The following is a 23,442-nucleotide window of genomic DNA, read 5'->3' as shown; positions in this document are numbered from 1 at the left end:
AAAATGTCTTATTGTCCAGGTTTTATATGGACGATTAAATATACTTATAGAGAGTATATTTTATTTATGCGTATTTCTGTACGCTAGCTCACTTATACAGACGATCGAAATTATCCTGAAAAATCTGCCTTCAAAATCCTACCGGCGCCTGTCATTTGCCTTAAAATCATTTCTCTACTTCACCAATACAAGCATATGAACAAGCTTACGGCAAACAATCCCGATGTATTTTTAGCTGGCGGCTCAGATGGCAGTTCAAATCATTCATCGGACCAACTCCCACATTGTTTGTCGCGCTTTGTAAGCCGCTGGCTGCAAGCGGACAGCAGCCGCATCACCATATTGCAAGAGACAGCTAGATTATCGTTGAGCCCAGTGATTTTTGCTCAGATTTTACAAAAAGAAATACAAGCAGGCGCCAGCTTGCACAAAGCGATGCGCCGCTTACGTAATCTGGTGATTTCTAGCCTGATTATCCGTGACTTAGATGGACAAGCCAATCTGGATGAAGTCGTCACGACGACTAGCAGTTTTGCCGATTTTGTCGTGCAACAGCATTTGACTGCCTTGATGCAAGAAGCCGTTGCCCTCTACGGCACGCCGATTGGAGAAGAATCCGGTGAGCCGCAAGAATTAATCGTGCTCGGTATGGGCAAGCTGGGGGGCGACGAACTGAATGTATCTTCCGATATCGACTTGATTTTTTGTTATGCCGAGAACGGCGACACCAATGCCAGTGCCGAACAACGTGGCTTATCCAACCATGAATTTTTTAGCCGGCTTGGTAAAAAATTAATTGCAGCAATTTCTGAAGTCACCGAAGACGGTTTTAGCTTTAGAGTTGATATGGCCTTGCGCCCCAATGGCAACTCCGGTCCATTAGTCGCTAGTTTTGCGATGGTTGAAGAATATTTTATGGTGCAAGGCAGAGAATGGGAGCGTTACGCCTGGGTTAAAGCACGTGCGCTCACTGGCAAGCCTTTGGATATTCTGGCACTAGATAAAATTATTCGACCGTTTGTATATCGACGTTATCTTGACTATGGCGTGATCGATTCGCTGCGCTCTATGCATGCGCAAATCCGTGCCGAGGTCATACGACAGGAAACCCGTCATCCAGAACGTAGCAACAACGTTAAACTGGGGCGCGGCGGCATACGGGAGATCGAATTTTTAAGCCAGGTATTCCAGTTAATACGGGGCGGACGCGAAGCCAGCTTACGCGACCGCTCTACTCGCAACACGCTACGTACGCTTGCAGAGAAAAATATCTTGGAGTCTGCCGTCGTCGATCAATTGCTGACCTCGTACGATTTTTTGCGCAATCTGGAACATCGACTGCAATATCTGGATGACGCGCAAACACACACATTCCCAGCCAAGGAAGAAGATCAGCTGATCATTGCGCAAATGATGGGCTATGGTTCTACCCGCGAACTACTCAATGAACTAAGCCTGCACAGACAATTTGTTGCCGAACAATTTGATGCTATTTTCAAAGAGAAAAAATCGCTGAAAAAAACCGGTGATGATAGCGTGCTGGCAGCGACTTTATCTGGTGCAGATGGTGACGAAATGCTGGAAGTTTATCTCGTCTCATTACATTTCCATGATGTGCCAAGTGCAGTAAAAAGACTAATGAGTACGTGGCGAGCGCCACGACTGCAATCGCTATCCGACAATAATCGTAATAAATTAGTCGCCATCATCAATAGCGCCTTAGCACTGATTGCCAAACAAAGTAGCGGTCAGCTGGCAACACTAAATCGTCTATTAGATTTTATTGAAGCGATTGCCAAAAGATCTGCGTATCTCGCGCTGCTGACCGAGTATCCGTACGCATTAGAGCGCGTCGTCAGGATGATGGGCGCGAGCGATTGGGCGGCTAAATTTTTAACCCGCCACCCGATATTACTAGACAGTGTTCTGGACGAAACAGCCTTGCACCAAGACGTCGACTGGGACAATTTTAGTACCGAGCTACAACAACAATTAGACCAGCACCAAGGCGATACTGAGCGCCAGATGGAAACCCTGCGCGAAATGCATCACGCGCTACTATTCCGTTTGCTGGCACAAGATTTAGAGGGTAAAGCCAGCGTAGAACATTTGGCCGATGCCTTGTCGCAACTGGCGGATGTGATCGTGGCAGCGACGATACAAGCAGCCTGGCAAACGATTTCCACTCGCCACCAGGAGCAACCGCAATTTGCCGTCATCGCCTACGGTAAATTGGGTGGTAAAGAATTGAGTTATGCCTCTGATCTGGATGTCATTTTTTTATATGACGACGACGATCAAGACGCACCGGCCAATTACGCCAAACTGGCGCAGCGCTTTATTACCTGGATGACTTGCCACACACCTGCCGGGATTTTGTTTGATGTTGATATCGCCTTGAGACCAGATGGTGCTAGCGGTTTGTTGGTATCGTCGGTTGCCGCATTTGCTAAATATCAGGAAAAATCTGCATGGCTATGGGAACATCAGGCCTTAACGCGAGCACGGTTTTGTGCCGGTGATGAGCGTATCGCAACGCAATTTGATCAGATTCGGGAACAAGTTTTAAGACAAGTACGCGACCCGGACAAGCTCAAAGAAGAAGTGATCAAGATGCGCAAAAAAATGCGTGATGCACATCCCAATCGCTCTAATTTATTCGACCTGAAGCAAGATGCAGGCGGCATGATAGATATTGAATTTATCGTACAATTTTTAGTCTTGAAGCATGCCCAAACCTTCCCCCAATTAACCGCGAATATCGGCAACATCGCGCTGCTTAAACTATGTGGAGAATTAGGCTTAATCGATGCTACTCTGGCAGATCAAAACGCCAATGCTTATCGACTGCTACGCAAGCTTCAACACAACCAGCGCCTGCAAGGAGAAGAGCAAGCCCGTGTTGCACCAGAACAGATTGCAAAGGAAGTTGCCAGCACGCGCGCGCTTTGGCATAGCTTGCTGGAATAAAAGTGGAGTAAGGCGGGAAATAAAAAACGGCTGACAAGGATCATGCTATCCCTATCAACCGTTTTTTAACTGCTTGCAAAACCCGATTCGCCAAATTAGCCGAGTCAGATTTAATTTAGATTGAAAAATTAGGCTTGCGGTTTAATTGTTTCTAACCACTTGCGGATACGTCCCGCATCAGCCAACCGGGAATATTTACCTTTGGAGTCAAGAAATACCATCACAATCGCACGGCCCTCTATCATTGCCTGCATGACCAGACAACGACCCGCCTCGGAGATATAACCAGTCTTTTGTAAGCCGATTTCCCAGGTAGGATTTGCGACTAATTTATTCGAACTTGAATACTGTAAAGGACGTCCGCCCGGAGAAACAATATAGCTGGTGTCCGTTGAATATTGGCGAATTACTGGATGCTGGTAGGCCGCGTTAACCAAGCGCACCAAATCCTGAGCACTGGCGACATTGTGGCTAGATAAACCGGAAGAATCGACGTAATGCGTTTCGGTCATCCCTAATTCTTTTGCCTTGGCGTTCATCGCAGCGACAAATGCTGGCAAACCACCGACGTAGTTTCTACCCAAAGCAGAAGCGGCGCGGTTTTCAGAACTCATCAAAGCAATATGCAATAGATCGGCACGGGATAATTTGGAGCCAATTTTCAGACGCGAACTAGTCCCTTTTTCTTTGTCGAGATCATCGTTCGTGATTTCAATCTCTTCACTCATGTCTTGCTTGGCCTCGACCACCACCAAACTCGTCATCAATTTGGTGATCGATGCAATCGGCAACGAAACATTCGAGTTTTTTTCAAACAGGACTTTGGAGCTGGCTTGGTCTACAACGAAGGCAACATTGGATTGCAAAGCCAAAGGATCTTGTGTGTGCTTGAGGCCTGCGATATCACCCATTGTTGCTTTTTCAGCGACAACGGCTAGGACCGGGACGCGTTGTGTGACCACACGCTTCTTGCCATTAACGATAATCGTGTGTGTCACAAATTTGCTTGCAGCAAGTTTTGTGACTACTTTTTTGTGCACGTGCTTCTTGTGGTGCACAACTTCGGCAAATACGGCTGATGCAGGTAGCATCGCAACGCAAAGAATAAGTGCCTTACGAGCAAATTTAAGCATCAATCGCTCCCAAATATAAATGTAGAAAATTTGATGCAGTGTAGCAAAATTGTGAAAATTCGCAAGAGAATTAAAGACTTATGCGCATTACTTGAACAAAAGTCTAGTGTCACGGATTAGTCATAATCAATTTTTCCCGACGTGGATCGGATAGTTTAAGCAATTGATAATTATCTCAAGCCGAAGCGATCTACAAAATTACCCCGGCAGGCGTAGCAACAAAGACAGCATCTTAGTCGAAGTGGGAGCTGCAACGCTACCGGGACGGTGGCAATGATGGCTTTAGCTAAGTTCTAATCTAAAAACTTAACGAAATCATCAACTGCATCACGTTCTGTGATCAAGGTATTTTCTATCTTGCTGTGATCTGCGTAGCCAAGCGACATGCCGCAAACCAGCATTTCGTTTTCTGGCAAGTTTAATACCTCTTGAATAATTTTATGATACTGAGTGAAGGCCGCCTGAGGGCAAGTATCAAGACCGCGCCCCCGTGCCGCCAGCATAATATTTTGCAAGAACATTCCATAATCTAGCCAGGAACCTTGCTCCATAACGCGATCAATCGTAAAAATCAAACCGACCGGGGCATCAAAAAATCCGTAATTGCGCCCGTGCTGCGCGTGGATGCCAGATTTATTTTCTCGACCGAGACCAAGTAAGGCGTATAAATCCCAACCGACCTTACGACGGCGCTCCTGATAAGGCGTGATCCACTTGACTGGGTAGTAGTTATATTCTTGTTTGTGCTCTTGAGCCTTCTCTACATCATTGTGTGCTGCGAGTATGCTGGCTGACAACAATCGCAATTTATCCCCGGTTAAGACATACACTTTCCAAGGCTGAGTGTTACTGCCAGAAGGCGCACGGGCAGATACCGTTAAAATTTTTCGCAGCTCTTCCTGATCAACTGGCGTAGGTAAGAAAGACCGGATTGAACGTCGGGAAACAATAGCTTCATCAACATATTGTTGGCTTGGGGAATTAATCATTATTACTCCGTGTATAGTTTTTAGGACTTATCAGAAATTGTCTCAGCAAAGCGTGGCGACGAAGGCCGTACATACAAGTACGACCAGGCGACGCGACACAGCTAAGGTTGTTTTGCGAGGGCTCTGCATTTTAAATTGCTATTGTTTTTAACAAATCCCTTACACGGTCTGGGATAACCACTGGCCTGCGGGTAATCCGGTCAACATAAACATGAACAAAATGACCTTGTGCTGAGGCAGTGTCTTCATCGTTTTTAAAAATGCCTACCTCGTAACGGACACTAGAATTACCAATTTTAGTGACGCTGACACCGGCGCTGACCACATCCGGAAAAGCTACTGAATCCAGGTAATTGCACTGAGTTTCAATTACTAATCCGATGAATGGACTTTTCTCGATATCAAGCACGCTGTTGACAATCAGAAATTGGTTTACGACGGTATCAAACCAACTGTAATACACCACATTATTTACATGTCCATAAGCATCATTATCCATCCAGCGGGTGCTGATGACATGAAAATGTTTAAATGCACTTCTCTGTTTTGCCTCTATTGCCATTTTGTCGCGCTCCACATGTGTGACTCATATTTAAGACTTACACAAAACTGCCCCAAAGCGTTACAGCACCTAGTCTTACTAAAGTACTACCCTCTTCGCTACGCCCTGCCGGGACAATTTTGCGTAAGTCCCAATCTTAATGAAATACCATTTCCTGTAAAAATAATACATGAAGCTGCGGGATGATTTCATCCCCTGGTCACAATTAGCTTCGATAATCGCCACAGATTAGAAAGAATTTGCCAACAATCGTTTATCTGCTATTTCTAATCGTGCCATTATTTTCAATAAAGACAATTTTGTTGCAATGCACAATTTTCTTGACTTCGCTCAATTAATCAATAAAATGCTCCATATTGCATTGCACAATATTAGCCATAAGTAGTTTCAAAAATGCAACCCCTGTCATCAAATTGAACGATCCTTTTAGGAGAAATCTATGTTTTCTGCACCAGAACAATTTTCCGCTGCCACTAAAGCAAATTTCGATGCTCAACTTGCCATGATGACTGCGCTAACGACTAAAGCATTTGAAAGCGTAGAAAAATTTGTAGAACTAAATTTGACCGTTGTTAAAACCTCCATGGAAGAATCTACAGCAAATGCCAAGCAATTAATGGCAGCTAAAGACCCACAAGAATTCTTTACATTATCAGCTGCCCACGCACAACCGAATACAGAAAAAGCTTTGGCATATGGTCGTCATTTATCAACAATCGTTTCCAGCACACAAGCAGAATTTACGAAGGCAGCAGAATCGCAAATTGCAGAAACAAATCGCAAAGTCGTAGCGTTATTTGAAGAAGTCTCAAAAAATGCACCTGCTGGCACAGAAGGCATGGTGACTTTCGTTAAAACTGCCATCACTAATGCCAACGCTGGTTACGACCAACTAAGCAAAACGACCAAACAAGCTGTCGAAGCGATAGAAACAAATATGACAACGGCAGTAGCGCAAATCACCAAAGCAACAGAAAAAGCAACGCCTAAAGCAACCAAGAAATAAGTTTTAATTTGAATTTGAAAATTCAAATTAAATAAACACAAAAAAGCCCCGAGTGAAATCGGGGCTTTTTTGTGTTTATCGCTTTGTCATTCGAGTAATTTACTCACCCAAATAAGCCGCCTGAACTTTAGGATCATTCAGCATATCTTTAGCATTACCAGACATAGTAATAGCCCCCGAATCCATGACGTAACCTCGATGCGCCGCTTGCAGTGCCAGCTTCGCATTTTGCTCTACCAATAAAATAGTTACCCCTTGAGCGGAAACATTTCTGACTACTTCAAAAATCTTTTCCACCATGATTGGGGACAAACCCATAGAAGGCTCATCAAGCAACAGTAAATCTGGATGACTCATCAAAGCACGTGCCATCGCCAACATTTGTTGCTCGCCACCAGACAAAGTACCTGCCAATTGCGCCGCACGTTCTTTCAAACGAGGGAAAACCGCAAACCACTTTTCTATGTCTGCATTAATTCCCGCTTTGTCATTGCGAATAAATGCACCCATCATCAGGTTTTCTAAAATGCTCATACGCGTAAAAACACCACGTCCCTCAGGTACCATAGCTAAATGGTTATTCACCAGTTCAAATGAAGTTACCCCTTTAATAGATTTGCCGTTATAGAGAATTTCGCCCTCTACTTTAGCGCTTGGTAGCGTACCGGTAATTGCTTTAAGCGTCGTTGTTTTACCGGCGCCGTTAGCACCAATCAAAGTAATTAACTCACCTTTGTTCACTTCAAGATCAATACCTTTGACCGCTTTGATACCGCCGTAAGCAACCTTGAGGTTGCTGATTTTCAATACGTTATCAACCATTAGTGAGAACCTCCCAAATACGCTTCAATCACTGCAGGATTTTTTTGTATGTCTGCAGGTACACCCTCGGCTATCGGTTTGCCGTAGTCCAGAACCGTAATACGGTCACACAAACCCATCATTAATTTGACATCATGTTCAATCAGCAAAATAGTTTTACCCTCTGCTTTGATTTTTACCAGTAATTCACGTAACGCTAACTTCTCGGTGGCGTTCATACCGGCAGCAGGCTCATCAAGCGCCAATAATTTTGGATCAGTCGCCAATGCGCGGGCAATTTCTAAACGACGCTGATCGCCGTAAGACAGAAATTTAGAAGTCCGGCTAGCAAACTGACCAATACCAACGAAGTCGAGCAGCTCCTGCGCACGAAGGCGGATTTCTGCCTCTTCTTTTACCGCCGCAGGGAAACGAAACACCGCACCAAAAACACCCTGATGAGTTCTGATATGGCGTCCAACCATGACATTTTCTAAAGCGGTCATTTCACCAAACAAGCGGATATTTTGGAAAGTCCGCGCAATACCCGCCTTGGCAACCTCATGCGGGGCAGATGGTGAATAAGGCTTGCCATCCAATTCAAATACACCAGAATCAGGCTGGTATAAACCAGTAATCACATTAAAAAAGGTGGTTTTACCCGCGCCATTAGGACCAATCAGGCCATAAATTTGGCCTTGCTTGATATTGATGCCGACATTCGATAAAGCCTGCAAACCACCGAAGCGTTTGTTTGCACCTTCAATTTTTAAAATAGTTTTTTCAGTCATGTCGATATCCCTTAAGCCTCGGCAGTTTTGTCATTGCTGCTAGTCGGTCGGTCTTCGTGTTTTGGCGCTGGCCACAAACCGGCAGGTCGATTCAGCATGATCAGGACCATCGCCAGACCGTATAACAATTGACGCAATACTTCGGCTTCAACCAAAATTTTGCCGAATAAAAGATTTTGCAAAGGCTCAACGCTGTGACGCAATATTTCAGGCAAGGCTGCTAACAAAATTGCACCCAAAATAACACCTGGAATATGTCCGATACCACCTAGCACCACCATCGCTAACACGACAATAGATTCAGTCAATGAGAAAGATTCTGGTGACACAAAGCCCTGGAATGAAGCGAACATTGCACCAGAAACACCACCAAAGGAAGCGCCCATTGAGAATGCTAATAATTTAATGTTGCGAGTGTTAATACCCATCGCTTTAGCGGCAATTTCATCTTCACGTATGGCAACCCAAGCCCGGCCTAAGCGCGAATTTTGCAAACGCAGTGAGACAAAAATAATGACAATACAAAGTGCTAAAAACAAGAAGTAGTAGGCATTCACTGAAGGCATGCTAAAACCAGCGATATTTAGTGTCGCATTTGAGCCAGCCTCACCGGACAAAGACACACCAAAAATCCGGATAGGGTCAATCATGTTGATACCTTGCGGACCATTCGTAATATTCACTGGTGAATTCATGTTATTCATGAAAATACGGATAATCTCGCCGAAGCCCAAGGTAACAATAGCGAGATAATCACCACGTAATTTGAGAGTAGGAGCACCTAACAAAGCACCAAACAACCCAGCCACAGCCGCTGCAATAGGTACGATTATCCAGACGGACAAATGTAAGCCAGTCTGAGCGATTTCGGGACCAAAGACCGCCATCAAGAAATTACCGACTACAGGGTAATTATTGACAAAAGATTCCAGCACTACAGCAAACTGCGGCGAGGCAAGCAAAGCAGCAATATAGGCACCAACTGCGTAGAACGCGATGTAACCTAAATCCAATAAGCCAGCGAAACCGACAACGATATTGAGCCCTAACGCCAACATAATATAGAGCAAAGCAAAGTCAATAATACGTACCCAGGAGTTACCAAAATTGGCGGCAACAAAAGGGAATATAACTAAAATAATGGCGAGGACTGCAAAGCTAGAGTAAGCCTTACTAGGATTTGCTTTTATATCAAATAAATTCGACATTGTTTTCTCCTTAGGCTCGGTCTGCAACACGTTCACCCATAATGCCGGATGGGCGCAGCGTCAACACAATGATCAAAACAACGAAGGCAAAAATATCCTGATACTGACTTCCCAGTAAGCCTCCGGTTAACTCGCCGATGTAGCCAGCACCGAGACTTTCAATCAATCCAAGAATAATGCCACCGACCATAGCGCCATAAATATTCCCAATGCCTCCTAGTACCGCAGCAGAGAATGCTTTTAAGCCGGGTAAAAATCCCATTGCAAATTGAGCAGAAGAATAGTTTGCGGCCCACATCACCCCTGCGATTGCAGCCAGTGAAGCACCAATCGCGAAGGTCGCGACAATCACTTTATTCGAATCGACCCCCATCAATCCGGCAACTCTTGGATTCTCTGCGGTAGCACGCATAGCACGTCCCATTTTTGTTTTTTCCACGAGTAAGACCAAACCAACCATGGCGAGCGTCGCCAGAACTAGCAGTAGTACTTGTGTTTGTGAAATCACCGCGCCGCCAATCGCGATCGGCGTGGACGGCATAATACTTGGGAAAGAAATTGGGCTGCGACCCCAGATAATCATTGCAAAAACCTGGACTAATTGCGAGATGCCGATCGCTGTAATTAATGGAGCCAGTCGCGGTGCATTTCGTAGCCTTCGGTAGGCTACCCTCTCAATCACCACGTTCAAAATAATACAAACTGGTATTGCGCCCAAAATCGCGATGATTAATTTGACAATCCCCGGGAGATCAGGAGCGACATGCTGAAGAAAACTAATAATCGTTAATCCTGCCATCGCGCCGACCATCAACACGTCGCCATGAGCAAAATTAATCAGATTAAGTACACCGTACACCATCGTATAACCTAGTGCGACTAAGGCATACATGCACCCTAGTACCAGTCCATTAATAATTTGTTGGATAAATGTATCCATATTGCTTCTCTCTTTAAGAACTAATCGGGATTTTTACTAAGATATCAACATATCTCAATCTGCAAAACACTCAGCAAAAACCATTCCTGATAACAAAAAACGGCACTCCGTCTTTCATGAGTGCCGCTCAATTTCGACGCCTGTTAGCCTAAACGACGTGTCATGTAATCCGGAGCAATAAAAATGTGCTGATAACGCATATGAAACTCTCCTCTGCAACTTTGAATAAAAAGCTTTTTGTAATATTTTTAGGTGCCACTTATATGCTACTTATATTTCATGCACTGCAATGATGCAGTTTATTAAAACAGGAGGAATTATAAAGAGATTGAACATCAACACAATGGCAAAAATATTGCAGATATGTTTTGTTCGTCCCCATACTACACCACCACTACCGCCTGTAAAGCAGAAATCAGCGTCACTGCCGATCAAAGCATAGCTATGTTAATGATGAGTAGACGAAATAAAATACTGAATAAAAACAGACTTGCAATTTAAAATTTGCAAGCATCGAAAGAACAATTCCTTTTGCTGATTACTTTATGCCCGTCAATCCTTTTGGCATAGGAAAAGTCACACTCTCCTCAGCACCGTCTAGCGTGCGTACGCTTAAGGCGCCTAACTGTTTTAAGCGATCAATGACTTGTTGAACCAGTATTTCAGGGGCGGATGCGCCTGCTGTGACACCAATACGGCGACAGTTCTCTAACCAATCAGGTTGAATTTGTGTCGCGTTATCGACCATATAGGATGCCGCACCCTTCTTTTGCGCAACTTCACGCAGACGATTAGAGTTAGAACTATTGGCGCTGCCAACAACGATCACTAAATCAACTTGCGGCGCCATAAATTTAACAGCCTCTTGACGATTTGTTGTTGCGTAACAAATATCGCCTTTTTTGGGCTCGCTAATTTGGGGGAATTTGCTCTTAAGCGCACCAATAATCTCTATCGTGTCATCGACAGACAAAGTAGTTTGTGTGACATAGGCAAGTAAATCCGGATTTGCAACTTCCAATAAAGCAACGTCTTCGACCGTTTCAACCAAGTGCATGCCACCCTCGGTTTGACCCATCGTCCCCTCAACTTCAGGATGACCCTGATGACCGATCATGATTATTTCACGGCCTTCTTTCCGCATTTTTGCAACTTCTATGTGTACTTTAGTGACCAAAGGACAAGTTGCATCAAACACGGTTAAGCCTCTTGCCTCAGCTTCTTTTCTAACCGACTGTGATACGCCATGCGCCGAAAAAATAACCGTATTTCCGGCAGGCACGTCATCTAATTCTTCAATGAAAATAGCGCCTTTTTCTCGAAGATCGTTTACAACATAAGCGTTATGCACGATCTCATGACGCACATAAATGGGCGCGCCAAATTGTTGTAATGCGCGCTCAACGATTTCTATCGCTCTGTCAACGCCGGCACAAAAACCTCTTGGTTGCGCCAATAAAATTTCTTTGTCCATTTGTCGCTTTATAAAATGCCGATAATTTTTGTTTCAAACAAAACAGTTTGTCCTGCAAGAGGATGATTGAAGTCAAACAACGCACCCTCGGCGTCGATAGATCTCAAAATTCCGGCAAAGCGCCCACCCGAAGGGGCTGCAAACTCAACCAAATCACCGATCACATATTGCTCACCAAAAGCGGAATTTTCTTTCAATGTAGCGCGCGACACACGCTGAATCAGCTCAGGATTACGTGGCCCAAATGCATTTTCTGGTGCCAGTTCTTGCGTAATTTGCGAGCCCTCTTCCAGACCCAATAAAGCGCGCTCAAGTTCTGGTGCCAGTTGGCCCAGACCCATTTGTAATGTGGCAGGACTTTCTTCGAAGGTACTAATAATATTTTCACCGTCCAAAGTAGCTAAACGATAGTGCAAAGTCAGATATGCATCTGATGTAACGACTGGAATGACGGGATTTGACATGATAATAAGGATGATCGATCAAGGCACTATTGTATGTCATTCCAATTCTAATGAAATAGAAGAACTCAGTGCGCAGGTATGCGTTCTGAGCAGACTTAATACAAAACGCATATAAACGGGGTGTAGATAAATGATTTTTCTTAAGATATTTGATTACTTCAATTTTCCATTTTTATATACTCCCCTTTATTTTTCTTAAAAATGCCACATTGTCCAATTAATATATGGACAATAAAAATATACCTAGTAGGAGTATATTAAATGAAGTAACTTGAAATGTTATTGGCGCGATGACAGAATTCAATCAAATTCGATAAAAATATCGTAGAAGATTGAATAATCTCACCGCATAGATTGCGACACATTCCTTGTTCTTACCTCAGATTAAATTACGCCATGATTAAGAAAAATTGCAATATAATAATTGCATTTTAATTAATATTGAAATTAATAAGCTTCGTTACCTTTAATAAAATCAAGCTCGTCGTTACTAAGGATAAATTTATGGCAATCACTGATTGGCCTGAAGATCAACGCCCAAGGGAACGGCTGATCAAGTTTGGAGCAAAAGCCCTGTCTGATGCTGAACTGCTGGCTGTTTTTTTACGTGTTGGGGTAACCGGAAAAAGCGCCGTTGATTTAGGGCGCGATATGCTGAGTCAATTTGGTTCATTGACTGGCTTGTTTGCCGCTGATATCAAAGAATTTTCGTCAGTCCATGGATTGGGTAACGCGAAATATGCGCAACTGCATGCCGTATTAGAGCTAGCGAAACGCTCTATTTCTGAAGAGCTGCAATCAGCGCCAATGCTGTCATCACCACAAGCCGTAAAAAGTTATCTACAACTTTTGATAGGAAACAAAACTTATGAATCTTTTGCCGTACTATTTTTAGATATAAAAAATCGCTTGATCACCTCAGAAGAACTCTTCCGGGGCACGCTCAGTCATGCAAGTGTCTATCCAAGAGAAATTGTGAAAGCGGCACTTCACCACAATGCTGCCAGCGTTATCCTTGCTCACAATCACCCTTCTGGCAACGCAGAACCTAGCGACGCCGATATCACGCTTACCAAAACACTAAAGCAGACCTTATCCTTGGTCGACGTTCGGGTGCTAGATCATTTTATTGTGGCTAATCCCAACGTTTATTCCTTTGCCGAGCATGGACAAATTTAAATATCCATATCAAAAGCGGTGCAATTAGTCATAATAGATTAAATGTTAAATTTAAAAATCAACTTAGACACAATTGTTTTTCGCAAGTCGTTGATAATTATTAGAATTTTCGTTATACTTCATTTTTTTCCAAATTCGGAAACCATTAAGGAGTGAAACATGGCGCGTGTCTGCCAAGTTACTGGGAAGGGGCCAATGGTTGGCAACAATGTTTCCCATGCAAACAACAAAACCAAACGTCGCTTTTTGCCTAATCTGCAAAATCGTCGCTTTTTCGTAGAGTCAGAAAATCGCTGGGTTTCCCTGCGTTTGTCTAACGCAGGCTTACGTGTCATCGACAAAATCGGCATTGATGCTGTTTTAGTTGATCTGCGTGCTCGCGGCGAAAAAGTTTAAGCGAAAACTATTGTTAGGAAAATATCATGGCTAAATCTGGTCGCGACAAAATCAAACTGGAATCGACTGCTGGTACAGGTCATTTCTATACCACATCAAAAAACAAGCGTACTATGCCTGAAAAAATGGAGATCATGAAGTTTGATCCTAAGGCACGTAAGCATGTGATCTACAAAGAAACTAAAATTAAATAATTTTGGACATCTTAAAAAAACCTGCATAAATTGCAGGTTTTTTTTCGTCTATTGCATCATGGGTGATTGATTCATGAATTAATACTTGGTCTAGCTCACTCAGTATCAAAATCCATTTAATGCGCATATCTACAAGAGATCGTTAATGCGCTTACGACAATTCAACCCATTGTAGAGCCACGCGCTAGTATTGATTTTTATATTCAAGTCTTCGTAAATACAATAAAAAAACGACGCCATCTGGCGTCGTTTTTTGTTTAACTACCCCATCAGATCAAGCGTAACTGCGCAATCTACGAGAGAAGTCATGTAAAGCCTGAATACCAGATGCCTCGGCACGAACGCACCAATCTTGCAACTGATGTACCAGTTGCTCGCGGCTAACAGTGGAGCGTTCCCAAATCAGGCCTAACTCAACGCGCATATCATGCATAGTCTTTAAAGCGTTGCTATGAGCTAAAACTTCAGACAAATGCTGTTTTTGCGGCGCTTCTAATTTGGTTGGCTCACGTTGCAAAAGCTTTTTAGCTGATTTCAAGAAGCCATCTTCAAAATGAGCTTTCTCACGCAACAAAGCAACTTCCTGAGACCAAGTACGACGCAAGGATTTTGTGTACTTCGCCATTACGTCATAACGGTTAGAAATGACCGCTTGCAAGGTTTCCATATCAATCGCTGATTTGATTTCAGCAAATTTAGGCTCAGGAGCAACCTTTTTCACTTTAGCAAGACCAACAATTTCCAGGCAGCGGATATACATCCAGCCAATATCAAACTCATACCATTTGGAAGACAATTTTGCCGATGTACCAAATGTGTGATGATTATTGTGCAACTCTTCGCCGCCAATCAAAATACCGAACGGAATGATGTTAGTAGCAGCGTCTGGGCAATCATAGTTGCGATAGCCCCAGTAATGTCCGATACCATTGATAATGCCGGCAGCTGTCACTGGAATCCACAACATTTGTACGGCCCAAACGGTGACACCGATTACACCAAACAACATGAAATCAATAATCAGCATCAGTGCAACACCCTGCCAACTGAAGCGGCTATAAAGATTTTTTTCGATCCAGTCGTCAGGTGTGCCATGACCATATTTTTGGATTGTTTCAAGATTTTTTGATTCTGCGCGATACAGTTCAGCGCCTTCTAATAAAACTTTTTTAATACCGCGTGTTACAGGGCTGTGCGGATCTTCTTCAGTTTCGCATTTAGCGTGATGCTTGCGATGAATCGCAGCCCATTGCTTTGTAACCTGGCCGGTAGTCAGCCATAACCACATACGGAAAAAGTGGCTAGGAGCCGCATGCAAATCTAATGCGCGATGCGCTTGGCAACGATGCAAAAATATCGTGACGCTGACAATAGTGATGTGCGTGACCACGGCGGTAAAAATAAATACCTGCCAGGCGGTTGCACGAGTCAAACCATTAGACAAAAAGTCAATTACCATATCAATAAAAGTGCTCAAAATGAGAAGTACTCCTTAGTTAATGACACTATCCTAGCTTAATTGATAAAAGCAAAGCGTCAAAATTTTTTGCGAATTTTCGTATTGTACGCGTTTTTTTAAGTTGACCCAAAAACTTTGTCTGGCGCATTATTTTCTGGTGCGCTGGTACTTGGCATATTAATCAGTGTTACAGCGCGTTGCGCGCAAGGTAATTCAATTTTGTGCTCCTGCAAAGCTTTCCAGATAGCACGATTTACCTCTGATAATACATTAGAGCGGCCGTTTTCAGGGTCGCCAATCCAGAATCCAACTCGTAACTCTAGTCCATCGGCACCAAACTTAAGTAAATAGGCCGACGGAGGAGATTCTTTTGAAACCCGTGGCACTTGCGCCACTACCTCGGCCAAAATAGGAAATAGCACCTCAATATCTGTCTGATAAGCAACAATTACATCGGTTCCCATGGCCACAGCACGATCACTGAGCGAGAAATTTTGCACAGGAGTAGACACCAGCATTTCATTTGGGATAACCGACTCACCACCGTCCAAGCCCTTTAATACCGTATAACGAGTATTGATTTGAGTAACCCGTCCACTAAATTTATCGACTGTGATCATGTCACCAATCGACATGCTTCGATCTAACAAAATAATGAAACCAGAAACATAGCTACTGGTAATTTTCTGCAAACCAAAACCCAGGCCAACACCCAATGCACCGCCAAATACGGATAAAACAGTAAGATCAATACCAACGATCGTCAGGCTGACTAAGATCGCCAGCAAAATGAGCACGGCTCTCCCGAAGCGAGATAACACCACCTTCAAGGAAGAGTGCATGCTCGGCAGCAACATCAAGCGCGCTTCTAAAGCGGCGCTAGCCCAGAGTGCGACGATCAAAGTCAAGGCGACAGAGACTAGAGCCTGCGCTATAGAAAGTAATGAGACTTTGTTATGACCGATAGGTAAAACGGTGTCATCCAGCGCAGTAAAAAGTTCTTGCCACAAACCGGTGAAGTGCAAAACCACCCCAAGCCAGACGATAAGTGCGAATAACTTCTCAAACGTCGCAAGAAAGCTGCCTATCTTGCCGTCTTTGGCAAAAGTACGGCGCACCACATAAAAACCAAAGCGTATCAGCGCCAGAGAGCCGATGATGGGAATAAGCAAGCTCAGCAAATGCGTATGCTGCCAACGCCCCAGGATAATCTTGGCGATAAAAATGAAAACTAAGGCCAGTAATGGAAATACCACCCGATGAAAACTACTCGCGCTAATCTGCAACACGCCTGCTGAGGTACCAGCTTTAGAGAAATTCCTCTTCAACAAAGTCGCTGCATACCATGCAAGTGCGAAACAAATACATACCGTCCCGATTTGCCAGAGAAAGTTTGTATTCTGCAAATCATCTGATAAATCAGCAATTAAACTTGCTAACAAGCTTGCGTTAGTAGTTACATTTTTATCCAAGTTTTTATCCTGATGTAAAAATTAATACGCGAGTAAATATTATGCAACTTGCGGTTTATTGCGCTCTAACACCGCAGCAAAGAAACCATCAGTCTGGTGTAAATGTGGCATTAATTTTAAATAATCACCCATTTCCAGGTCGATTTTTTGCTCTGCCAGAACTTGTGACATCGGGACCAGCGTGAAGTCGGGATGTGCTGCGATAAAAGCAGACACGATGGCTTCGTTTTCTTCTTCCAGCACGCTGCAAGTTGCATATACCAGTCGTCCACCAGATTTTACTAAGCGGGCGGCGCTATCAAGGATCGCTGTCTGTTTGACATTGAGTTCTGCAATACCGACCAAGTTCTGACGCCATTTAACATCAGGATTACGGCGCAAGGTACCGAGTCCGCTACACGGTGCATCAACCAAGACGCGATCCAGCTTACCGGCCAGACGTTTAATTTTAGCGTCACGCTCATGTGCAATCACGACCGGATGGACGTTAGATAAACCGCTACGCGCCAGACGTGGCTTGAGCTTGGCCAAGCGCTTTTCTGAAATATCAAACGCATACAAACGACCGGTATTGCGCATGCTTGCACCCAGCGCTAAAGTTTTACCGCCGGCACCCGCGCAAAAATCAGCTACCATTTCGCCGCGTTTAGCGCCGACTAATTGGGCTAAAAGCTGACTGCCCTCATCCTGCACCTCGATCGTGCCATCTTGGAATAAAGGTAAATTCTGAATCGACGGTTTTTTCTTGATACGCAGACCAAGTGCCGAATAAGGCGTTGGTTCTGCCACGATCGGTGCCAATGCCAGACTGGCGATCACTTCTTCGCGGCTAGACCCTTTAATCGAGTTGACTCGCAAATCCAACGGTGCCGGAGCGTTTAATGCCTGAGCCAAGACCAAGGCCTCAGTCTCGCCCATTTTTTCAACAAACTTTTCCCATAGCCAGGTAGGCAAATTTGATTGTAATGAGACTGGCAAATGAGCACGGTCGATTTCCATTACACGTTGCAACCAGCCCGTTTCTTCCTCAGTCAAACCACCTAAAGAATCAATCCCTGCAGCATCAGCCAAACCCAGTAATGCCAGGCGGCGCATAGAAGCACCACTACCAGACTCTGAAAAACTAGTAAAAACGCTCTTATTTCTTAACAAGCCGTAGATACTTTCTGCGATGACGCCGCGCTCACGAGAGCCCAAACGTTGATGGTCACGGAAGTAGCGTGATAAGACCATGTCTGCAGGTCCGGTAAAACGCAAAATTTCACGTAACACTTCTTCGGTATGGCCGACTAGGGCGGGAGGTAATCTCATGGTGTTTCCTTCTTTATTTCTTAATTAATTTCAATTTGCGGTGATGTCGTTAAAGATTGAACCGTGTTAAAGATCATGCGGCAAACAAACTATTCGCTGCGTATTTGTCACTTACTCGCCAACGACATGAACCCGATTTTCAATCATTTTTAGCTTACCCTCGATAAACCATCGCACCGCTCTAGGATAAATGACGTGTTCTTGTTCCAAAACACGCTTAGAAAGACTATCGACCGTATCGTCATTCAATACTGGAACCGCTGCCTGGGCGATGATGGGTCCATGATCTAGTTCCGGCGTCACAAAATGCACAGTAATCCCATGCAATTTAACGCCTGCATTCAATGCCTGCTGATGCGTCGCCAAGCCGACAAAACTAGGCAGCAACGACGGATGCACATTGATCATGCGTTCTACATAATGTTGTACAAAAGCGCTGGTCAGGATACGCATAAAACCAGCCAGCACGACTAAATCCGGGGCAAACTGGTCAATCTGCTGCTGCAATACTGCATCGAAAGCTTCGCGGGAGGTAAAGCTTTTACTCTCGACTACCACTGTGGGTATGTCCATCTTGGCTGCGTAGTCCAATCCGGGTGCATCTGGGCGATTACTGATGACAGCAACAATCTCGGCTTGCCATTGCTCTACTTTGGCTGCCTGGACAATGGCTTGCATATTGCTACCTTGTCCAGAAATGAGGATAACAATCTTTTTCATGGCGGCATTGTACAGTGCTGGAGGGGCTAGGTCTCATTAACGACAAAAGGTCAAGGAAAAAACCTATAAAAAAGCTGCGAGTACTCCATCACTTCGACTCAAATAATAATGCCGACTTTAAAAGTCGGCATCGCGTCTGGATTTCAGCTTTTTTGCTCTGCCGGGAGTCTTATTCGAAGGAGTAAAACACTCTGAAAGCAACTTTTCTGTCGGCCCAAAAATCGGCTGCATCACGGAATACATCGAGCAAAATTTCCCGCGCTTCTTTATCAAACTTAGGTGTATTCGGTAACTGCTCCAGCACGACAACAAAGCCCGGTTGCGGACCCGATTTATAAATTAAGTCCGTCAGACAATCGGATAAGGCATCAAAATTTTTCCCAAAATGTTTTGGGAAGCCGAACGAGGCTGCGATTTTACCCAACACTTGTTGTTTGGTCGTCGCCTCTAAACAATAGGCGTACAAAAAATGCTGCCCGAGTTGAGCTGCTTCTGCCTGTAAATCAGGCACACGAAAAGCGCGAATCGATTGCACGACATTCGGCGCTACGCTAGTTAGCAAACTCATTTCTCCCTCTGGTGGTGAGATTATTGTCATATTGATGTGGCTTGCTTTGTGGTGAATTGAATTTTGACTTAGTGCTACTTTTTTCCGCTACTTTTTTCTGCTACGTTTCAAACTAGGGCTATTCTTTGATTTGCTTAAAACTCTCGTAATGGTCATCGGTGTAATAGTACTCACCTGATGTTGCTGGCTCTCCACCGGCAATAATCCGGCGCGCGCCACGGTTTCTGGCTCTGGGAGTTTTTACTGTGTATTCGTGATAGTAACCACGCTTTTGCCTGGGTAATCTGGACTCATAGTTACCGAACACCACACCATCTTTGTCATACGCAAATGGACCACCTTGCTTGATAGCGATTAACGTCGCTTGCGCTTCTTTCGGTAGTTCTGCCAGCGCAATAGTCTGCATACTCGCGTTTGCGGCATTGGTTTCTTTGGCATGTAAAACAGATGCGCCAGAGAAAGCAAAAAAGGCCGATGTAAGCATCGCCACTGTGAGCAGCGCCAACCACTTTTTTAAGAATGTTGCTTTGAAATTATTCATTATTTTATGTGGCAACAGATTTAATTAAGTGACATAGATTAACGTTTTGTGTCGGGCGAATCAACCTTTAATGAACTAAAGACAACGAAATAATTCTCGATTTTGCTACAGTCATCCTTGTTTTTGGAGCATTTGCAGAGCGATGCTAAAAACGAGTGGAACAGGTGTCTCTAAGATCGAGTGCCAAGATTTTTTACTAGCGGATCATTCTTATCAATTAAATTACTCCCCTAGTGTATATATTAATTGCCCATATAAAGTCTGGACAATCAACCATATTTTATTAAATTAAAGGGGAGTATATTAATAACTCATCAAAATTCACTCTATTTTTAAAAAGGAATAGTAGATTTTCGAGCGTGAATATCGTCCCGTGTCTAGTTTGTAGCATCTACTCAGCAAAAAATTGAGATACATCTGCGCGCCGCGCCCAGGTGTCTTGCTTGCCCAACTCAATTAATTCTCTAGTGTAGCTAGATTCAAACAAGAGGTAAGACGCTAGCGCCGAGCCGCGTACCTCGGTTGCACCGATGCCGCCCAACATGGTTCTGACGGGTAATGGCAAGCTACCGGTATGGCGACTGGCGATGTCGTCCAGTCTTTGCGACGGTGCAATGACTAACAGATCGATCGGTTTTAGCGGCGTGTTTTTTAATACCTCGGGCGGCAACATGGACAGAGTTTTGTTAATACGCATTAAGCGTTCGATATCCACTGCCAGACTGTCCAAAAATATGCTGGACATTGCATGACCGGCAATTTGCGCCAGACTAGGATAACGGGCGATCTCGGTGTTCTCTCTTCTTGGCTCAGACAATCTGCCAGCACCGACGATCAACACTTTTTGTGCGCCCAGATGGATGGCAGGAGAAATTGGTGCCAATTGGCGCATGGAACCATCACCGCAAAACTCCAGAGAACCGCCCCAGTTCAGCGCCACCGCGGGAAACATGAAGGGAATCGCAGAGGACGCCAATAAATGGGGCACGCCGATGAAATCTCTTTGCGCCAGACGCTGGCTTCTGACCCATGGCTCGATCTCTGCCAGGGTTTGATAAAACGTCAGATGCTGACCCGCGGTGTAGGAGGATGCCGTCACCGCCAGTGCATGTAGCGCACCGCTGGCTAGCGCCTGATCTAGCCGTGGCAAATCCAGCATGCGGTTTAATAAATCTGCCAACGGGGAATTATCCAGCAGCGAGTTTGGCGGTGATTTACGCCATTTATTGAGCAGCCAGCCGAAGGACATTAATGACAACCAGCGCGCGCCGGAGCGTATCACTCCCAAAGAATCAGCGCGATATACTTGCGCCGCCTCGAAGTTTTCCCAGACGTGCACAATACTGGCGACAGAATGATTGAAATCGTCAGACCGGCAAGCCAGCGCCGTGGCATTAATGGCACCCGCAGAGGTGCCGCAAATGATGCCAAAAGGATTGCGCTCCGGGGCCCAGCCATCTTCTAGCAAAATATCGGCAATGGCCTTCAGCACACCTACCTGATACGCAGCCCGCGCGCCGCCGCCAGTCAAAATCAAACCTGTAGTTGCATTGCTATTCATAGGCATTTCTAAAGTAATAGGTGTGACGAAAACTGTTTCAGCATCGTTATGCTCGCGCTATTTGTATGGGATGCGCGAGTGAGCCTTGCAGAGAAAATTGCAGGCGTACGTCAACATCACGCCTAAATAAAAAGGGCAAGCTAAAAAGCTTGCCCTAGTGTATTGGCGGCGTCTCAAAATGTCATGCTGCAGGACGATATTTGCGACGGCGCTTCATAATTTATTCCGCAATTTACAACGGATGATCCTAGAAACGGTAGTTGAACCAGTCTGAGTGTGGACTTTTTCGGCTTCCCAGCAAGGCGAGACGAGGCGCAACCTTCACGTTGCAACGAGGAGCAACGCAGCTGGGGAGCCGAAAAAGTGTGCAATCAGATTCGTAGCGCTCTCAACAAAACGCTGACCGCGAGAGCACTGACATGATTCAATTGAATCTAATACTTATTAGCACTGACAAGCGGTCAACTGCCGTTTTTAGGATTATTTCGGTTGCATGCGGATCGCACCGTCTAAACGTATGGTTTCGCCATTCATCATCACGTTTTCAATGATGGTTTTTGCCAGATGCGCATATTCGTCAGGCTTACCGAGGCGTGGTGGGAACGGTACCATTTTGCCCAGAGCGTCTTGCACTTCTTGCGGCATGCCTAATAACATCGGTGTTTCAAAAATACCCGGAGCAATCGTCATCACGCGGATGCCACTGCGGGACAAGTCACGCGCCATTGGCAAGGTCAGACCGACCACAGCCGCTTTGGAAGAGGCATAAGCAGCCTGACCGATTTGCCCGTCGTATGCGGCAACCGATGCCGTGTTAATAATCACACCGCGCTCACCGTGCTCTGCTGCGTCTGTCTTGCCCATTGCATCGGCGGCCAAACGGCACATGTTGAAGGTACCAATCAGATTGATGTTGACGACGCGCTGAAAAATCTCCAGCGGATGCGGGCCATCTTTGCCGACCGTTTTGATCGCGGGCGCCACACCTGCACAGTTGACCAGGCCGCGCAAAGTGCCCATCGCGGTTGCGGCGGCAACGACTGCCAGGCCATCGACTTCGGACGTAACGTCGCATTTAACGAACTGACCTTGTAACTCGGCGGCTAGTTTTTCGCCCGCTTCGACCTGCACATCGGCCAGCACCACTTTGCCGCCATTGGCAACGATCATACGGGCAGTCGCTGCGCCCAGACCTGAAGCACCGCCGGTGATGATGAATACGCTATTTTGAATTTGCATTTGTTGTCTCTCTTTTTTGATGTGGGTCGTTTTACTGACGTTGATTGAGGTTGGAATTTAGGCTCAGATTGACGCTTACATTGACGCGTACATTGACGCGCACATTGACGTTTACGTAAACGTCATTATGGCAACATTGTACTCAATTTTATTCCAGCAAAACAGAGCTAGCTCAGACAAAAGTCTGATTAAAATACAGGCCGGTAGCCAGAAGTATGCCATTTTACAATTGGTTCAAAATGAGGAAATTCAATATACTCCCCAACTTTTTAACGAAAATTGCCTTATAGACCAATGATTATATGGACATCTAAATATACTTACCATGAGTATATTTATTGCAACTTAATCAGATCGTTAAAATAAAACGGCGGATTCAGCTACGAAGAGCAACGGGAGGTAAGTTTTAGTGGGAGTATATCCAAATTATAAAAAACCTCAAACGGCGTTCGATAGCCGAGGCA

The 23,442-nt window shown here is 44.9% G+C and carries 22 protein-coding genes; 5 read left to right on the top strand and 17 right to left on the bottom strand.

The window, feature by feature from the left end:
• The first annotated feature begins 195 nt into the window (after window positions 1-195).
• On the top strand, window positions 196-2,970 hold the full coding sequence (gene glnE / locus AAKU64_RS09520) for a bifunctional [glutamate--ammonia ligase]-adenylyl-L-tyrosine phosphorylase/[glutamate--ammonia-ligase] adenylyltransferase (protein WP_354330390.1): 2,775 nt from the start codon (window positions 196-198) through the stop codon (window positions 2,968-2,970).
• Window positions 2,971-3,098: 128 nt separating this feature from the next.
• On the opposite strand, the gene pbpG is transcribed toward glnE, so the two are convergent.
• The 3 genes from pbpG to AAKU64_RS09505 all read right to left on the bottom strand — a co-directional run bounded on the left by pbpG (window position 3,099) and on the right by AAKU64_RS09505 (window position 5,654).
• On the bottom strand, window positions 3,099-4,103 hold the full coding sequence (pbpG, locus tag AAKU64_RS09515) for a D-alanyl-D-alanine endopeptidase (RefSeq protein ID WP_354330391.1): 1,005 nt from the start codon (window positions 4,101-4,103) through the stop codon (window positions 3,099-3,101).
• Window positions 4,104-4,396: 293 nt separating this feature from the next.
• Window positions 4,397-5,092 (bottom strand): nitroreductase, encoded by a 696-nt coding sequence (locus AAKU64_RS09510; protein ID WP_354330392.1) that lies wholly within the window; start codon window positions 5,090-5,092, stop codon window positions 4,397-4,399.
• Between the two features lie 130 nt (window positions 5,093-5,222).
• A complete protein-coding gene (locus AAKU64_RS09505; RefSeq protein WP_354330394.1) occupies window positions 5,223-5,654 on the bottom strand; it encodes an acyl-CoA thioesterase in 432 nt (143 codons plus the stop codon).
• Window positions 5,655-6,093: 439 nt separating this feature from the next.
• Between AAKU64_RS09505 and AAKU64_RS09500 the strand changes: the two genes are divergently transcribed.
• Window positions 6,094-6,660, top strand: coding sequence for a phasin family protein (locus AAKU64_RS09500; protein ID WP_322119513.1), 567 nt, complete (start codon window positions 6,094-6,096; stop codon window positions 6,658-6,660).
• Window positions 6,661-6,759: 99 nt separating this feature from the next.
• Here AAKU64_RS09500 and AAKU64_RS09495 read toward each other — a convergent pair whose 3' ends face one another.
• The 6 genes from AAKU64_RS09495 to AAKU64_RS09470 all read right to left on the bottom strand — a co-directional run bounded on the left by AAKU64_RS09495 (window position 6,760) and on the right by AAKU64_RS09470 (window position 12,338).
• Window positions 6,760-7,482, bottom strand: a complete 723-nt coding sequence (locus tag AAKU64_RS09495) for an ABC transporter ATP-binding protein (protein ID WP_354330396.1) — start codon at window positions 7,480-7,482, stop codon at window positions 6,760-6,762.
• Complete coding sequence (locus AAKU64_RS09490) at window positions 7,482-8,252, bottom strand: ABC transporter ATP-binding protein (protein WP_322119515.1); 771 nt, start codon at window positions 8,250-8,252, stop codon at window positions 7,482-7,484. Before AAKU64_RS09490 ends, AAKU64_RS09495 begins: the two co-directional genes overlap by 1 nt.
• 11 nt (window positions 8,253-8,263) lie before the next feature.
• Window positions 8,264-9,460, bottom strand: coding sequence for an ABC transporter permease subunit (locus tag AAKU64_RS09485; RefSeq protein WP_354330398.1), 1,197 nt, complete (start codon window positions 9,458-9,460; stop codon window positions 8,264-8,266).
• Window positions 9,461-9,470: 10 nt separating this feature from the next.
• Window positions 9,471-10,400: a branched-chain amino acid ABC transporter permease gene (locus tag AAKU64_RS09480; RefSeq protein WP_322119517.1), complete on the bottom strand. Its 930-nt coding sequence runs from the start codon at window positions 10,398-10,400 to the stop codon at window positions 9,471-9,473.
• Between the two features lie 538 nt (window positions 10,401-10,938).
• Complete coding sequence (gene ispH, locus AAKU64_RS09475; RefSeq protein WP_354330399.1) at window positions 10,939-11,874, bottom strand: 4-hydroxy-3-methylbut-2-enyl diphosphate reductase; 936 nt, start codon at window positions 11,872-11,874, stop codon at window positions 10,939-10,941.
• Window positions 11,875-11,882: 8 nt separating this feature from the next.
• Window positions 11,883-12,338: an FKBP-type peptidyl-prolyl cis-trans isomerase gene (locus tag AAKU64_RS09470; protein ID WP_354330401.1), complete on the bottom strand. Its 456-nt coding sequence runs from the start codon at window positions 12,336-12,338 to the stop codon at window positions 11,883-11,885.
• A 504-nt stretch (window positions 12,339-12,842) separates the two neighbouring features.
• On the opposite strand from AAKU64_RS09470, the gene radC reads away from it, so the two are divergent.
• From radC to rpmG, 3 genes are all read left to right on the top strand, one after another.
• Window positions 12,843-13,517, top strand: coding sequence for a RadC family protein (gene radC, locus AAKU64_RS09465; RefSeq protein ID WP_322119521.1), 675 nt, complete (start codon window positions 12,843-12,845; stop codon window positions 13,515-13,517).
• A 159-nt stretch (window positions 13,518-13,676) separates the two neighbouring features.
• A complete protein-coding gene (gene rpmB, locus AAKU64_RS09460) occupies window positions 13,677-13,913 on the top strand; it encodes a 50S ribosomal protein L28 (RefSeq protein WP_322119522.1) in 237 nt (78 codons plus the stop codon).
• A gap of 26 nt (window positions 13,914-13,939) precedes the next feature.
• Window positions 13,940-14,107 carry a 50S ribosomal protein L33 gene (rpmG, locus tag AAKU64_RS09455; protein ID WP_110257750.1) on the top strand — a complete coding sequence of 56 codons (168 nt, stop codon included), beginning with the start codon at window positions 13,940-13,942 and terminating at the stop codon, window positions 14,105-14,107.
• Window positions 14,108-14,381: 274 nt separating this feature from the next.
• Here the strand turns inward: rpmG and AAKU64_RS09450 are convergent, their stop codons facing one another.
• From AAKU64_RS09450 to AAKU64_RS09415, 8 genes are all read right to left on the bottom strand, one after another.
• A complete protein-coding gene (locus AAKU64_RS09450) occupies window positions 14,382-15,566 on the bottom strand; it encodes a DesA family fatty acid desaturase (RefSeq protein WP_354330448.1) in 1,185 nt (394 codons plus the stop codon).
• A 116-nt stretch (window positions 15,567-15,682) separates the two neighbouring features.
• On the bottom strand, window positions 15,683-17,038 hold the full coding sequence (locus AAKU64_RS09445; protein WP_354330404.1) for a mechanosensitive ion channel family protein: 1,356 nt from the start codon (window positions 17,036-17,038) through the stop codon (window positions 15,683-15,685).
• Between the two features lie 39 nt (window positions 17,039-17,077).
• Window positions 17,078-18,349, bottom strand: a complete 1,272-nt coding sequence (locus AAKU64_RS09440; protein ID WP_354362049.1) for an RsmB/NOP family class I SAM-dependent RNA methyltransferase — start codon at window positions 18,347-18,349, stop codon at window positions 17,078-17,080.
• A gap of 111 nt (window positions 18,350-18,460) precedes the next feature.
• Window positions 18,461-19,069, bottom strand: coding sequence for a phosphoribosylglycinamide formyltransferase (gene purN, locus AAKU64_RS09435; protein ID WP_354330408.1), 609 nt, complete (start codon window positions 19,067-19,069; stop codon window positions 18,461-18,463).
• A gap of 169 nt (window positions 19,070-19,238) precedes the next feature.
• Window positions 19,239-19,637, bottom strand: a complete 399-nt coding sequence (locus AAKU64_RS09430; protein ID WP_322121609.1) for a barstar family protein — start codon at window positions 19,635-19,637, stop codon at window positions 19,239-19,241.
• Window positions 19,638-19,755: 118 nt separating this feature from the next.
• Window positions 19,756-20,178, bottom strand: coding sequence for a guanyl-specific ribonuclease (locus AAKU64_RS09425; RefSeq protein WP_503012583.1), 423 nt, complete (start codon window positions 20,176-20,178; stop codon window positions 19,756-19,758).
• 391 nt (window positions 20,179-20,569) lie between these two features.
• Window positions 20,570-21,739 carry a patatin-like phospholipase family protein gene (locus AAKU64_RS09420; protein WP_322121610.1) on the bottom strand — a complete coding sequence of 390 codons (1,170 nt, stop codon included), beginning with the start codon at window positions 21,737-21,739 and terminating at the stop codon, window positions 20,570-20,572.
• Window positions 21,740-22,219: 480 nt separating this feature from the next.
• The gene (locus tag AAKU64_RS09415) at window positions 22,220-22,978 is read right to left on the bottom strand and encodes a 3-hydroxyacyl-CoA dehydrogenase (RefSeq protein WP_354330410.1); all 759 of its coding nucleotides are present in this window, start codon (window positions 22,976-22,978) and stop codon (window positions 22,220-22,222) included.
• Window positions 22,979-23,442 lie beyond the last annotated feature (464 nt).

The sequence above is a fragment of the Undibacterium sp. GrIS 1.8 genome, assembly GCF_040544445.1.
GTDB lineage: Bacteria > Pseudomonadota > Gammaproteobacteria > Burkholderiales > Burkholderiaceae_D > Undibacterium.
This window is presented reverse-complemented; position numbering and strand designations above follow the sequence as displayed.